At 61.6% G+C, this 12,984-nt stretch carries 14 protein-coding genes; 10 read left to right on the top strand and 4 right to left on the bottom strand.

All coding sequences use genetic code 11. From position 1 onward, the window contains the following. The first annotated feature begins 16 nt into the window (after positions 1–16). Positions 17–604 (top strand): hypothetical protein, encoded by a 588-nt coding sequence (locus VFB05_RS02190; protein ID WP_325008303.1) that lies wholly within the window; start codon positions 17–19, stop codon positions 602–604. A gap of 174 nt (positions 605–778) precedes the next feature. After that, positions 779–1,738 carry an SH3 domain-containing protein gene (locus VFB05_RS02185; protein ID WP_325008287.1) on the top strand — a complete coding sequence of 320 codons (960 nt, stop codon included), beginning with the start codon at positions 779–781 and terminating at the stop codon, positions 1,736–1,738. Positions 1,739–1,829: 91 nt separating this feature from the next. Here VFB05_RS02185 and VFB05_RS02180 read toward each other — a convergent pair whose 3' ends face one another. Further along, positions 1,830–2,735, bottom strand: coding sequence for a tetratricopeptide repeat protein (locus tag VFB05_RS02180; protein ID WP_325008285.1), 906 nt, complete (start codon positions 2,733–2,735; stop codon positions 1,830–1,832). Positions 2,736–2,879: 144 nt separating this feature from the next. Between VFB05_RS02180 and VFB05_RS02175 the strand changes: the two genes are divergently transcribed. After that, the gene (locus VFB05_RS02175; RefSeq protein WP_325008283.1) at positions 2,880–3,911 is read left to right on the top strand and encodes an ABC transporter substrate-binding protein; all 1,032 of its coding nucleotides are present in this window, start codon (positions 2,880–2,882) and stop codon (positions 3,909–3,911) included. Positions 3,912–3,977: 66 nt separating this feature from the next. Here the strand turns inward: VFB05_RS02175 and VFB05_RS02170 are convergent, their stop codons facing one another. After that, positions 3,978–4,184, bottom strand: coding sequence for a hypothetical protein (locus tag VFB05_RS02170; RefSeq protein ID WP_325008281.1), 207 nt, complete (start codon positions 4,182–4,184; stop codon positions 3,978–3,980). 203 nt (positions 4,185–4,387) lie between these two features. Between VFB05_RS02170 and VFB05_RS02165 the strand changes: the two genes are divergently transcribed. Both VFB05_RS02165 and VFB05_RS02160 read left to right on the top strand, forming a co-directional pair. After that, positions 4,388–4,636, top strand: coding sequence for a hypothetical protein (locus VFB05_RS02165; RefSeq protein WP_325008279.1), 249 nt, complete (start codon positions 4,388–4,390; stop codon positions 4,634–4,636). A gap of 14 nt (positions 4,637–4,650) precedes the next feature. After that, positions 4,651–4,839, top strand: coding sequence for a hypothetical protein (locus tag VFB05_RS02160; protein WP_325008277.1), 189 nt, complete (start codon positions 4,651–4,653; stop codon positions 4,837–4,839). 15 nt (positions 4,840–4,854) lie between these two features. Here the strand turns inward: VFB05_RS02160 and VFB05_RS02155 are convergent, their stop codons facing one another. Then, positions 4,855–5,481, bottom strand: coding sequence for a TetR/AcrR family transcriptional regulator (locus tag VFB05_RS02155; protein WP_325008275.1), 627 nt, complete (start codon positions 5,479–5,481; stop codon positions 4,855–4,857). Positions 5,482–5,604: 123 nt separating this feature from the next. Between VFB05_RS02155 and VFB05_RS02150 the strand changes: the two genes are divergently transcribed. Beyond that, positions 5,605–6,108 (top strand): DinB family protein, encoded by a 504-nt coding sequence (locus VFB05_RS02150; RefSeq protein WP_325008273.1) that lies wholly within the window; start codon positions 5,605–5,607, stop codon positions 6,106–6,108. A 365-nt stretch (positions 6,109–6,473) separates the two neighbouring features. Here the strand turns inward: VFB05_RS02150 and VFB05_RS02145 are convergent, their stop codons facing one another. Beyond that, positions 6,474–7,109, bottom strand: coding sequence for a TetR/AcrR family transcriptional regulator (locus VFB05_RS02145; RefSeq protein WP_325008271.1), 636 nt, complete (start codon positions 7,107–7,109; stop codon positions 6,474–6,476). A 176-nt stretch (positions 7,110–7,285) separates the two neighbouring features. Between VFB05_RS02145 and VFB05_RS02140 the strand changes: the two genes are divergently transcribed. The 4 genes from VFB05_RS02140 to VFB05_RS02125 all read left to right on the top strand — a co-directional run bounded on the left by VFB05_RS02140 (position 7,286) and on the right by VFB05_RS02125 (position 12,948). Then, on the top strand, positions 7,286–8,578 hold the full coding sequence (locus tag VFB05_RS02140; RefSeq protein WP_325008269.1) for an HlyD family secretion protein: 1,293 nt from the start codon (positions 7,286–7,288) through the stop codon (positions 8,576–8,578). A 153-nt stretch (positions 8,579–8,731) separates the two neighbouring features. Continuing rightward, complete coding sequence (locus VFB05_RS02135) at positions 8,732–10,309, top strand: DHA2 family efflux MFS transporter permease subunit (RefSeq protein ID WP_325008267.1); 1,578 nt, start codon at positions 8,732–8,734, stop codon at positions 10,307–10,309. A gap of 134 nt (positions 10,310–10,443) precedes the next feature. After that, the gene (locus tag VFB05_RS02130; RefSeq protein WP_325008265.1) at positions 10,444–11,433 is read left to right on the top strand and encodes a hypothetical protein; all 990 of its coding nucleotides are present in this window, start codon (positions 10,444–10,446) and stop codon (positions 11,431–11,433) included. Continuing rightward, on the top strand, positions 11,434–12,948 hold the full coding sequence (locus VFB05_RS02125; RefSeq protein ID WP_325008263.1) for an MBOAT family protein: 1,515 nt from the start codon (positions 11,434–11,436) through the stop codon (positions 12,946–12,948). Positions 12,949–12,984: the final 36 nt, after the last annotated feature.

The raw sequence follows: 12,984 nt of genomic DNA, 5'->3' as shown, positions 1-12,984 counted from the left end.
CGCGCCTCAGCGCGAGGTGATCGAGCCGCCGGTGACGCGAAGGGCGGGACGGGCCGATGCATCACGGCGTGTCGGCCGGCTGCATCCGGTCAGGCGCGAACTCGCCCCAAGAAAGCGGACGGCGGTCGAAAGAAGAAACGTTGCGAGAAGCTTGAGGAATGTTGACAGAGATCAGAAGAGCGTCCGGCGAGAGGAGAGCCGAAATCAGCGGAACGTCAGGAGAGAGGAGATCCGGAGGAAGCCCGTCAAGCCGGTCGAGAACCAGCGCGAGACCGCCGAGAAAAGCGGTTACAAGCGGGTCAGCGATCTCGTGAATTTTCCAAAATTCTTTCCCGGGCTCGGCATCATCTTCGTCAAGCCGGACACGCTGCCGACGGGGCCGTATCTGTGCTTCGACCGCAAGGACCAGTTGATCGCGACCGTTTACATGGTCTCGATCAAGGACATCGACGCTCACAAGGCGCTCGAGGCCGCCGGCGTCAGCGGGCCGGTCGATCACGTGAGCTTCTATTTCAATGCGGGCCATCCCGGCATGGACATGCCGCACTACCATTTCGTGATCTGGCACGTCTCCAAGAAGGACGAGGCGCGTGTCGCGCAATGACGCGCGGCTTTTTCAACTCCTTTGGTTTCTCGAGCAAGCGGGGCTTGAAGATGAACGCTGAATGAACAGCGAAACCCTTCGCGCCAGATCGTTCCAAAGTTTCGTCGCGTGCGACGATTTTTCGGGGAACGCGCGCAATGGTCGGACGTTCGGCTTGCTGAGGAGGAACGTGTCATGAAACTCAAAGCAGTTCTGACTGCAGCAATGTTGTTCGCGCCGACGGCCGCGCTCGCGGCGCCCGGCATCGTCACGGAGTCGGTTGGCCTGAGGGCCGGTCCCGGCCCCGGCTTTCCGCTGGTCGATCGCATCCCCGGCGGCGCCCGCGTCAACGTCCACGGATGTCTGAGGGGCGACGCCTGGTGCGACGTCAGCTGGTCTGACGATCGCGGCTGGGTATCGTCGCAATATCTCGAATATCTCTACCGCAACAGTTACGTCTATCTTCCCGATTATGTCGATGAGATCGACGTGCCCATCGTCCCGTTCGTGCTGAGCTCGTACTGGTCGAACTATTATGCGGGCCGGCCCTGGTATCATCGCCAGTCTTACTGGAACGACTACTGGACGTCGCATCAGCGCGACGCGAGCAGGATGACGCTCGATCGGAACGCTGCTCGCATCGGCCGCGCGGCAACGCGTAATGCCGCGATATCGGAGGGACGAACACCGCGCGGTGGCGTGGCCGAGCGCGGTATGCGCGAGCAGAACGCGACTCAGTTCCGCGGCGGACGCGAAGTCCAAGGACGCGAGGTGGGACGCGAGATGCGCGGACGTGAAGCCACCCAGGCTCGCACGGGTGAGGAGCGGATGGGTCGTGAGCGCATGAACCGCGAAAACGGCGCCTTGCGTTCCAATGCCCGCATGCAGCCGCCTGCGGCGAGAGCGGAGACACGAGCGGCGACAAGAGCGCAGCAAGCGCCGCGCGTCTCTGCTGCTCCCGCCCAGCGGCCAGTGCAGCGTATGGCGCAGCCGACGATCGGCCCGCGTTCGCCTGTCAACGCGCATGCGCAGGCCCCGATGCCGCAGCCGCACGCTGCGCCTGCGATGCCGCATGGCGGTGGCGGCGCGCCTCACGTCAACGCCGCGCCGCGCGGCGCACCGGCCGGCGGCGGCCCGGGTCGCGAACGCCATTAACGACGGCGACTAATCACTATCAGACGAAAGCCCGGCCTCGCGCCGGGCTTTTTTCTGCCGTCGTTTTTCCGAGGCTATTTTCTTCGGGAGACTATTTTGTCTGGGATTGGATGGTCACGACGAGATGCGGCCGCCATTCCTGCGCCAGTCTTTGGGCCTCGCTGATTTGCGCGCCCGTCATCAGCGCCATCAGCCTGTCCCGTTGTTCCGGCGCGGTGTCTTTCGGCGTATTGACCAGCTCGACGCCGAATTGCGCGGGCGGCTTGGTATCGCCAAATGCCGCGGCCAATGAGAACCACATCAGCGCCCTGACATAATCCTGGGCGGTGCCGCGACCCGACGCAAACATGGCGGCGATATTGTACTGCGGCGAGTGTATCCACGTGCTGCCGGGCCGGTCGTAAATCTTGTTGGCTGCGCGGCGGTACCACCGAAACGCCTCGCCGTCGTCCTGGGTAACCTGAAAGCCATGTTCGTACGCGACGCCCATGACATTTTCGGCGTAGGCGGAGCCCTGGTCCGCGGCGATGCGATACCACTTGAGAGCTTCGGCAAGGTTCTGCGGCGCGCCGAGACCGACAAGATAACAATCCGCGAGATTGATTTGGGCCAGCGGCAAACCGCCCTTGTCGGCAGCAAGGCGAAACCATTTCACCGCATCGGCGAGGTTTCGTTCGACGCCGCGGCCTTGTTGATACAGGACCCCGACCTCGTTCTGCGCGTCGGCGAATCCCTTGTCCGCCGCAAGCCGCAGCCACCTCATTCCCATCACGTCATCCTGCGGGACGCCGAGGCCCTTGATGTACATGACCCCGAGCGCGTGCTCGGCATAGGGATTGTCCTGGTCGAGCAGGGTCCCGAGCAGTTGCAGGGCCTTGACATAGTCGCCGGCATCGATCGCCGCCTGCGCATCTTCCTGCGGACCCGCACAAGCGGGACCGACGGACGCAAGCGCCCACACGGCGAGGGCAAATGAAACGAATCGATTTCTGAACACGGCGGCCATCTCTCGTGGTCCGGTTCTAACATTCGCATCCGGTTGCGGCACGGCATTTTTGCAAATGTTGGAATCATGGGACCAAGGGGCAAATATAGGATAGTAGTGGGGTTTTGGATTTGACGGCATTTGCCGCCCGGGTAGATGCGAGAACCATCTCGACGTGATAATTTGCTTTCCGAGAGCTGCGACGGGGATCGAATGAAGCGGCGGGAGTTCATGGGGCTGCTCGGCGGGACCGTAATCGGTTGGCCGACATATTCACGCGCCGATTGGACCGGGAAAGCCTGGCGAGTGGGCATCGTTCGAGCCAGTGCGAACGATCGTGACGTGAGAGAGCTTGAACGGCGCCTGGCCGATCTTGGTTACACAAGCGGCAAGAACGTCGTCTTGATCGATCAACTCACCGAGCCGACTCCGGAAGCTTTCGAGAAGGTCATTGCATCTCTCATTTCCAGCATCGATCTTTTGGTCGTTGTGGGCACGATCGGCGCGGTTGCCGCAAGGAAGGTCGTGGCCACGAAACCGGTCGTATTCGTTTCGGTCGGTGCGCCGGTGGAGATTGGCTTGGTCGAAAGCCTCGCCCGCCCTGGCGGAAACCTGACGGGCATCACTTTCGAGGCTGCGAGCGAAACCTATGCAAAGCGCCTGCAAATTCTCAAGGAGATCATGCCGAAGCTGAACCGCGTCGCGGTACTGCAAGCGAACGGCGACAGGAACGTCAAATTCGCGATGGCTTCTCTGGAAAGAGCCGCGCCGGATTTTGCCGTTGGATTGCTGCCTTTCGGCGTGAATTCTGCGAGCGATCTTGCCGGCGCATTCGATGAAATGGAGCGCGGCCAGGCCGAGGCGTTGATCGTCGTTGCCGGTCTATTGACCTACGCCAGCGGCCAGCGGATTGCCGATCTGGCTCTTGCTCACCGCCTTCCCTCCTGCCACGCATTCATCGAAACGGTTGCGGCGGGAGGTCTCGTCAGTCTCGGTCCCAACCTTCTCGAAGTTTGGGGGCAGGCTGCCGGATATATCGACAAGATTGTTCGCGGCGCCGAGCCGAGGGAGCTGCCGGTGCAGCAGCCGACGCGATACGTTCTGGCAGTCAACCTCAAGACCGCCAAGGCGCTTGACCTCACTCTCCCGCAATCGCTGATTGCCCGCGCCGACGACGTCATCGAATAGGCGTTGAGCGCCGTGATCTCTGCTTTGGTCAGCGGCGCAGAAGTGAGAACCTCGCCGTGAGCGGGTTCAATCCGGAAGAACCGAAAAGTCCTTGGACTTGTGACCGTCGTCGGCCTCCAGAAATCCTTCCGCCGCAAGACCACGCTTGAGCAATTCGCGGATGGCCGAAGCCCGGCTCGGCATGCGCTTGTTGAAGCGCCACGTCTCGATGAGGCGAAGCTCCTTTGGCGACAGCATGATTTGAAGGCGTTCGCCTCGGCTCAACTCGCCCACGTCCCCACTCCTAAACCGTAAAACGCTCAAGATGTGCCAATTACTACTTAGTCTGTTTAGTCGCACTCACATAGGTTAACGGCATAAGCGGAAAAGGAGCCGACGCCATCAGCAACGCCTTGAACTACCGATTATCTTCTTGATCTGCGGGGGGGGGGAGAACACACTATCACGGACGCGTCCGCGTCGCGGAATTTCACGTCGTGCAAATCGCGCAGGTGCCGATGCCGCTGGATCGCTTGTTGAATGGATGTTCGATCGGATCGGATGATGCCGAAAGGCTGAAGCAGGCATTCAACCTCGCGCTCAACGGTCTGCATCTGGTTGATCGCAACGACCCGATCTGTGACATCGTCGCGCGCAAGGTCATCGAGATCGGTCTGGACGGTACGCGCAATCCCCGGGAGATCGCGGCTCTGACGATCAAGCGGCTCGGTCCCTACCGGCCATGACGGGTTTGGCGTGCATGTCTGAATTTCTCGCAAATGAGAAGTATTGGCGTGATCGCGCCAAAGCGACCAGGGCCATTGCCGAACGCTACCGGACCAGCGAAGCGCAGAAGAAGAAGCTCCTGAAGGTGGTGGACGAGTACGAGCGGCTGGCGGATCGCGCCGCGCAGTGGCAGTCGGCTTCCGACGTCGAACGCACAAAGTAATCCTGCCGAGAGCGTTCAGCCCTTCAGATACCTGATCACGAGGCGCGCAACCTCGTCGGTGAGTGCTTCCATCGCTGCGTCGGAAAGCATCCTGGAATGGTGCAGCACCGCGTTGTGGGTTAGCGCCTCAATCGAAGTCACGCATACAAATGACGCGAGTTCGAGGTCGTCGACCAGGAGTTCGTCGCGGCGACTCTCGAGATACGTCCTGAACAGCGTGAAGTTCTCGCCATTGAAGCGTTCCAGCTTCTCGAGCTTGCCGACGCGCGGAATCTGTTCGGCAAGCACGCGATGCAGCTTCGGGTCGACACGGTGCGCCTTGACTGCGGCGGCGACGAGCTTGCGCACCGCCTTCTCCACCGGCTGATCCAGCACGCCCGCCAACTCGCCGCGAACCGTCTGCATGATCTCATGCTGGTGGCGCTCGATGACGGCGGCGACAAGTGCCTCCTTGCCGGGGAAATATTGGTAGAGCGAGCCGACACTCACCCCCGCCACGTCCGCAATGCGGTTGGTGCTGGCCTTGTCGAAGCCATCCTTGACGAGAATGCGAGCGGTTGCCTCGACCAGCGCATCGACCGTCGCGCGCGATCGCTGTTGTGAGGCGATTTTCCTGACCTTTGTGAGCGGTCTGCGCGCCATTCCTTGCGCCGCCAAATGCGAGTACTCAAAAGCGAATGATTGCTCATATTATCTCCCGATGGCGAAGTTTAAGCAAGTGCGCGTGCGGGCACGCGCGAGCAAATCCGGCAAGGAGATCACGACATGCAAGACACATTGCTGCGCCTGTTCCGATGCAAGGCCTGGGCTAACGACGAACTGCTGGCGAGGCTCGCCGGCATCGGCGACAATTCCCCGATAACCGGGCTCGCCATCAAGGCCCTGAGCCACAGCTACATCGTCGACCGGATCTTCGCCGCGCATATGAGAGAACAACCTCACGCGTATGTATCCGCCAACGCAAGCGAACTGCCGGCGCTGGAACGGTTATCCGTGGATATCAGAACGAGCGATCAGGAGTACGTCGATTATGTATCGACGCTGGATCGCGATCATCTGGCGGAACAGATCGATTTCTCGTTCACCGACGGCGCCCCCGGCCGCATGTCGCGCGAGGAGATGCTCATGCATGTGATCACTCACGGCATCGGTCATCGCGGACAGATCAGCGCGCTGATGCTGTTCAATTCCGTTCCGCCGGCGAAGGATGGCTTTACGACTTATCTTCATGAGGCCGAGGCGTCAGCGAGAAGGCGGGCTGTCGCCTGAACGTCTGACTTCAGAGAGGCGATGTTTAGCGGTGACCCGGAGGCATTGGCTTCGCGGGAAGGGGGGAGTGGGTTCTGAGTTGTGGCTTCATCCTTCGAGACGCATCGCTGTCGCGATGCTCCTCAGGATGAGGTCGGAGCAAGCGATTTAACCCTCATGGTGAGGAGGCGCGAAGCGACGTCTCGAACCATGAGGCCCGGATTGATCAGGATTGCGTCATTGCGAGGAGCAAATGCGACGAAGCAATCCAGATTTGTCGCATTACAAGGCTGGATCGCGGAGCCTGTCATCGGGCGCGCATTCGCGCGACCCGCTGGCTTGCGCTCGCGATGACGAACTAAAGAGAAGCGGGAGTTACAGTGTCCTCACTTCGTCCCGTACGCCGCCAGGAACATCCGCGTGGCGCTGGCGACCACTTCCTCGATACGCTCGGCCGAGGGCGTCGGAGCGGCCTGAAAAATGAACGGCTGGAACAGGGTGGCCTGACACATCTGCATGAATTGCGCCGAGGCGAGGTGGAAATCGTCGATCGCGACATCGCCGAGAGCCGCGCGCGCCTCGAGATAGTCGGCAAGCCGCCCGATCGTGACCGCGATGACATTATCATAGAAGCGCTTGCCGACATCGGGCATCCGCTCAGCGATCGCCATCACGGTGCGGATCGCGGAGCCGCCGCCTGGCCGGCACAGGACCTGGATATAGGCGTCGCCGAACTCCATCAGCGTCGTGGTCACGTCGCGCTCGGGGTCGAAGTTGAAGGCGAGCTTGCCCTGTTCGAGCTTTTCCTCCTCGACGATCGCCTCGAACAGTCGGCTCTTGTCGGCAAAGTAGACATAGAGCGTGCCCTTGGAGACGCCGGCGGCGCGCGCGATCTCACCCATGCTGGCGCCATCAAAGCCGAGATCCATGAAGACCTTGCGGGCGCCGTCGAGGATTTGCCGCCGCTTGGAGGAATCCGTTTCGCCGACCAAACGGAGAGGTTGGTGGTTCTCTGCAACCATTGGTTTAGCTTTCGGGAAGATTTGGCAAGCGGGAAACAACTTCGAAGGGTATTCCCCGTAGATAAGCGGGGCAAGATATATATTGACCGAACGGTTCGGTCAATGATAATTTTAGTCCAGCTGAGGCCGGCGCTCCGGTCTTTATTTCAGTCGAGTATTGCAACGGGGAGGCCATGATGGCCGCAGCGAGAGATCAGGCCGCGCGTATCGTGCGCGCCGAGCAGGCGAGCGCGCCCGCGCCCGAAGAATCTTCCGCTGAGATTGCCGACGCCATTCGCGCCCAGCTTTCCGACGAGACCGCGCGCCGATCCGAAGATGCGCCCGAGCGCCCGCCGGTTGCGAAGCCCGCCATTCGCGAGGCTGTTGCGCCGCCCGCGAAAAGCAACAAGCGCAAGACGATTTTCTTTGGCGCAGTCGCCGTGCTGGCGCTCGCAGCCGCATCCTATGGCGTGCACTGGTTCCTGGTCGGACGCTTTCACGTGTCGACCGACGACGCCTATGTGCGCGCGAACAACACGATGCTGGGCGCAAGGGTGTCCGGACATATCGCTGCGATCCTGCCGCGCGATAATTCGGTGGTCCGTGCGGGCGACGTGGTCTTCAGGATCGACGATGGCGACTACAAGATCGCGGTGGATGCCGCGCGCACGAAGATAGCGACCCAGCAGGCGACCATCGAGCGGCTTGACCGCCAGGTGGCGGCGCAGGAGAGCGCGGCCGAGCAGGCCAAGGCGAATCTTGCGTCCGCCGAAGCGGGGCTGAAGCGCGCCGGCCTCGACTACGATCGCCAGCAGCAGCTCAGCGAGAAGGGTTACGCCTCACGCGCGACTTACGAAGTTTCCGAAGCTGGCCGCGATCAGGGCCTGGCGGGCGTGAAGTCCGCCCGCGCCGCCGTCGACACTGCGCAAAGCAATGTCGAAGTGGCGAAAGCGCAGAAGGCGGAAGCCCAGGCTCAACTGATGGAATTGCAGACCACGCTCGCCAAGGCCGAGCGCGATCTCGATTTCACCTATGTGCGCACACCGGTCGACGGGACCTTTTCCAATCGCCTCGTCAATACCGGCGACTTCATCGCGGTCGGCCAGCGGCTCGGCAATGTGGTGCCGCTCGACGACGTCTTCATCGACGCCAATTTCAAGGAAACCCAGCTCAAGCGCATTCGCCCCGGTCAGCCGGTGACGATCTCGGTCGATGCCTATGGCCATCGCAAGTTTGCCGGCGTCGTCGACAGCATCTCGCCCGCTGCGGGCTCGGTGTTCACGCTGTTGCCGCCGGACAATGCCACCGGCAACTTCACCAAGATCGTGCAGCGCCTGCCGGTTCGCATTCGCGTGCCGAAGGATGTGGCGCGGCAGAACCTGCTCCGCGCCGGCATGTCGGTCTATGCCACCGTCGACACCACGGAAGGCGCAGCCGACGCCGACAGCGATGCCGATCTCGACGCGCCGGCGATGATCCATCCGCAGTAGCGAGAGCGACGAGATGAACTCTCTCCTCGTCATCGCGAGCGCCAGCGAAGCGATCCAGTGTCGGGCGAAGGTTCTGGATTGCTTCGTCGCTCCAGCGCAAAATTGCTCCGCAATTTTGTCGCGGGCTCCTCGCAATGACGACGGGTACGTGCAATGACCGACGCAACAATATCGTCGGTCACCATCGCCCCGCCGGCCGACCGGATCGAGCCGCGGCGGCTGGTGGCGTTTCTGATCATGGTGTTCGGGATGTTCATGTCGATCCTGGACATCCAGGTCGTCTCGGCTTCGCTGTCAGACATCCAGGCAGGCCTGTCGGCGAGCTCCAGCGAAATCTCCTGGGTGCAGACCGCCTATCTGATCGCCGAAGTGATCGCGATTCCGTTGTCCGGCTTCCTGTCGCGCGCGCTCGGCACGCGGTTGTTGTTTGCGATCTCGGCTTCCGGCTTCACGGTGGCGAGCTTCCTCTGCGGCTTTGCTTCCACCATCGAGCAGATGATCGTGTGGCGCGCGATCCAGGGGTTTCTCGGCGCCGGCATGATCCCGACGGTGTTCGCCTCGGCCTATACGGTGTTTCCGCGCACGAAATTCTACATCGTCGGTCCGATCATCGGTCTCGTTGCGACGCTGGCGCCGACCATCGGGCCCACGGTGGGCGGCATCATCACTGACCTGATGTCATGGCACTGGCTGTTCTTCATCAACGTCGTGCCCGGCATCATCATCACCGTCGGCGTGCTGGCGCTGGTTGATTTCGACGAGCCCCATTTCGCGCTGCTCGAACATTTCGACTGGTTCGGCCTGATCGCGATGGCGGGATTTCTCGGCGCGCTGGAATATGTGCTCGAGGAGGGGCCGCAATATGAGTGGCTGCAGGATACGTCAGTCGCGATTTGCGCCGCAGTCTCGGTCATCTCGGCCATCGCGTTCTTCTACCGCGTGCTGACCGCGGACGTTCCGATCGTCGACATCACCGCCTTCAAGAACCGGAATTTCGCCGTCGGCTGCCTGATCTCGTTCTGCATCGGTATCGGCCTTTACGGGCTCACTTACATCTATCCGCGCTACCTCGCCGAAGTGCGCGGCTACAGCGCGCTGATGATCGGCGAGACCATGTTCGTCTCCGGCGCCACCATGTTCCTGATGGCGCCGATCGTCGGCCGCCTGATGCTCAAGGTCGATATGCGCCTGATCATTGCGTTCGGCCTCGTCGTCTTTGCGCTCGGCTCCTACCAGATGACGTGGATCACGCGCGAATACGATTTCTACGAGTTGCTGTTGCCGCAGATCCTGCGCGGCATCGGCATGATGTGCGCCATGGTGCCGACCAACACGATTGCGCTCGGCACGCTGGAACCCGACCGCGTGAAGAACGCCTCCGGCCTGTTCAACCTGACGCGCAACCTCGGCGGCGCGGTCGGGCTTGCGCTCATCAACCAGGTGCTGAACGACCGCACCGATTTGCACATCTCGCGGCTTTCCGATCGCGTCACCTGGGGCAACATGACGGCGACCGAGACGCTGAACGACTTCACCCAGCGCCTGCAGGGCATGGGCGATGCGGCGTTGATGGCGTTGAAGGAGCTGTCACAGCTCGTGCATCGCCAGGCGGTAGTGATGGGCTATGGCGATGCATTCTTCATGCTGGCGGTGTTTTACGTCGGCCTCGCCATCATGGTCATGCTGCTGAAGAAACCCGCCGCCGCGGCTGCTCCGGCGGACGCGCATTGAGGCCTTTGCGGCGTCATTGCGAGCGAAGCGAAGCAATCCAGCAGGGCCGCAGCAAGATTCTGGATTGCTTCGTCGCGCTGCTCCTCGCAATGACGAATATTGTCTGAACCGGGAATCCGTGGTTGAAGGGCGCCATGGCGCAGGGCCCTTCCAAAGCGGAACGAAGTCCACTGCAACGCATGCAGGTTTTCTCGGCGCGATGGATCGCTGCGTCGATGGCGCTCGCAGGTGTCGCGTGGCTCGTCGTGCTGGCGGGTCTTCTTGCGGTCGCCAATCGCGTTCACGACGACATCCCGGTGTCGCTCGCGATCAAGCTGCCGCTGCTGTCATCGCATCCCGAGCTGATTTTCGGCGGCGAAAGCCGCACCGAGTACCAGGTCGACCCGCGTCTTGCGGCGCAGTTGATCGGCAAGCCCGAGGGCGCGGCGGTCAATATCGCCTATGACGCCGGTGAGCCACTGGCGCTGCTCGCTGCCATGCGCCGCGAAAGCGATGTGTTTCGAAGCGCGCATGTCGTGGTCAGCGTTGCGCCGTTCATTTTCAACGAGGGCGTTCGTTCGGCAGCTGTTTATCCGCAGGATGTTCTGCCGCGGCTTGGCGTGTTCACCCAGATGGCGTCGTTCCTGCCGATGCGCGTGGGCACGCTGATCCGTTTCATTCGTGAGGCGTTTGCCTCGCGTCTTGCTTCCGAGCAGAACGTGGCTGACACCGCGCCGCAGCCGGCGGCGTTTGGCGTCAATATCATCGATCGCAACCAGCCGGAAAACCAGTGGGCGGCCGACATCGGCTCTCATCCGCATTACGCCAACTGGAACATCGCGGGGCCGAAGGCACGGCTCGAGGTCGGCGCGCTGTGCGACATGGTCAAACTTTCGCGGAAAGTGACCGTCGTCATTCCGCCGTGGGCGCCGCGTTACGACCGTTCGCGCGATGTTTCATGGAAGGAGAAGGAAGATCAGGTTGCGGCGCTCTTGATTGATGCCGGACGTGCCTGCGGCTTCGACGTCCTGAACATTGCCGCGATACCAGGTCTGGAGCAGGGCAACTACGCCGACGAAATGCATGTCAATGCGTCCGGCGTGCCGATCTATACGCGCTATCTCGTGTCGCAGTTGAAGCGTTAAATGCTGTTCTCCACCTACACCTTCCTGTTCCAGTTCCTGCCTGCGGTCGTGCTGGCCTTTGCTGCCGCGCGGCGACATTCGCCGCGCGCCGGCATTCTGGTCCTGGTTGGCGCCTCGCTGTTTTTCTACGGCGCGTGGAAACCGATCTATCTCCTGCTGCTGCTAGCCTCGATCGCTGCGAATTTTTCGCTGGGCCTGTCGATGGAGAAACCGCATCGCCGTCGCACTGTGGGCATGTGCGGCGTCGCGCTCAATCTCGCGCTGCTTTGCTACTTCAAATACACGAACTTCATTTTCGACAGCGTCTCCACGCTAACCGGCGCGCCGCTGCCATTCGTGAATGTCGTATTGCCGCTCGGCATCTCGTTCTTCACCTTCCAGCAGATCGCTTATCTCGTCGACGTGATGCGCGGCGCCAGGGTCGAACGCGACATCGTCAGCTACACGCTGTTCGTGACGTTCTTTCCGCACCTGATCGCGGGGCCGCTGGTTCATCACGCCGAGATGATTCCGCAGTTCAAGCGCGGGCGCACCTCGCGTTCCGCCGTGCTGGCGGCGAGAGGAATGGCGATGTTTGCCGCCGGCCTGTTCAAGAAGATTGTGATCGCGGACAATCTGGCGCAGTTCGTCTCGCCGGTGTTCGCGCATCTGGACGCCGGCGGCAGTGTGACGACGTCATGGGCATGGCTATCGACGCTGGCCTACACCTTGCAAATCTATTTCGACTTCTCCGGCTATTCCGACATGGCGGTCGGGCTGGCGCTCTTGTTCGGCATTCGCCTGCCGGTGAATTTTCGCTCGCCCTACAAGGCGGCGTCGATCGTCGATTTCTGGCGGCGCTGGCACATCACGCTGTCGCGTTTCCTGCGCGACTATCTCTACATTCCGCTCGGCGGCAATCGCCTCGGCGAGGCGCGCCGCTACATCAACCTGATGCTGACGATGCTGCTCGGCGGGCTCTGGCACGGCGCCGGGTGGAATTTCCTGATCTGGGGCGGCCTGCATGGCCTCTATCTCAGCATCAATCATCTCTGGCAGACGTGGCGCGGCGCGGCGGTCAAGGAATCGGTCAAGGCATTGCCATCCAACCATCTTGCCAAGGTCGCGTCATGGGCGATCACGTTTGCCGCGGTCGTCATCGCGTGGGTGTTCTTTCGCGCCAAGACCGTTGGCAGCGCTTGGGCGATGTTGAAGGCGCTGTTCGGATTTGCCGCAGGAAGCTCGGCCTATATTTCGCCGGGCGTTCTGCGGGTGATGGATCTGCCGATATTGGTCGGCGAAGAGCGCTTGCTTCTGATTGGCAGCGGCGTCGTCATTGTCGCGCTTTTGATCGCACTGTCCTTGCCGAACGTTCCGCAGATCTTCAGGTATCGCGAATATCGCCGCGCGCCTGAAAAATCGACGTGGCCGCAATGGCGGCCGAGTTTTGCATGGGCCTTGTTCTCGGCGCTCGCGTTCACGATCTCGCTGTTCGGCATGTGGCAGCGGCTGGAATTCCTGTACTTTCAATTTTGAGTGTTCGAGCGGGCGCGCGTCGCGTGTTGCGAATCT

It is taken from the genome of Bradyrhizobium sp. (genome assembly GCF_035652035.1).
Lineage (GTDB): Bacteria > Pseudomonadota > Alphaproteobacteria > Rhizobiales > Xanthobacteraceae > Bradyrhizobium.
Note: the sequence above shows the minus strand (reverse complement) of the source record. Positions and strands in the feature narration are given on the sequence as shown.

What these genes read in the sequence shown, in the direction of transcription:
- VFB05_RS02185 (WP_325008287.1), top strand. Translation starts at nt 779, where the DNA reads ATGAAACTCAAAGCAGTTCTGACTGCAGCAATGTTGTTCGCGCCGACG.
- VFB05_RS02125 (WP_325008263.1), top strand. Translation starts at nt 11,434, where the DNA reads ATGCTGTTCTCCACCTACACCTTCCTGTTCCAGTTCCTGCCTGCGGTC.
- VFB05_RS02150 (WP_325008273.1), top strand. Translation starts at nt 5,605, where the DNA reads ATGCAAGACACATTGCTGCGCCTGTTCCGATGCAAGGCCTGGGCTAAC.
- VFB05_RS02155 (WP_325008275.1), bottom strand. Translation starts at nt 5,481, where the DNA reads ATGGCGCGCAGACCGCTCACAAAGGTCAGGAAAATCGCCTCACAACAG.
- VFB05_RS02135 (WP_325008267.1), top strand. Translation starts at nt 8,732, where the DNA reads ATGACCGACGCAACAATATCGTCGGTCACCATCGCCCCGCCGGCCGAC.
- VFB05_RS02145 (WP_325008271.1), bottom strand. Translation starts at nt 7,109, where the DNA reads ATGGTTGCAGAGAACCACCAACCTCTCCGTTTGGTCGGCGAAACGGAT.
- VFB05_RS02130 (WP_325008265.1), top strand. Translation starts at nt 10,444, where the DNA reads ATGGCGCAGGGCCCTTCCAAAGCGGAACGAAGTCCACTGCAACGCATG.
- VFB05_RS02160 (WP_325008277.1), top strand. Translation starts at nt 4,651, where the DNA reads ATGTCTGAATTTCTCGCAAATGAGAAGTATTGGCGTGATCGCGCCAAA.
- VFB05_RS02140 (WP_325008269.1), top strand. Translation starts at nt 7,286, where the DNA reads ATGGCCGCAGCGAGAGATCAGGCCGCGCGTATCGTGCGCGCCGAGCAG.
- VFB05_RS02175 (WP_325008283.1), top strand. Translation starts at nt 2,880, where the DNA reads ATGCGAGAACCATCTCGACGTGATAATTTGCTTTCCGAGAGCTGCGAC.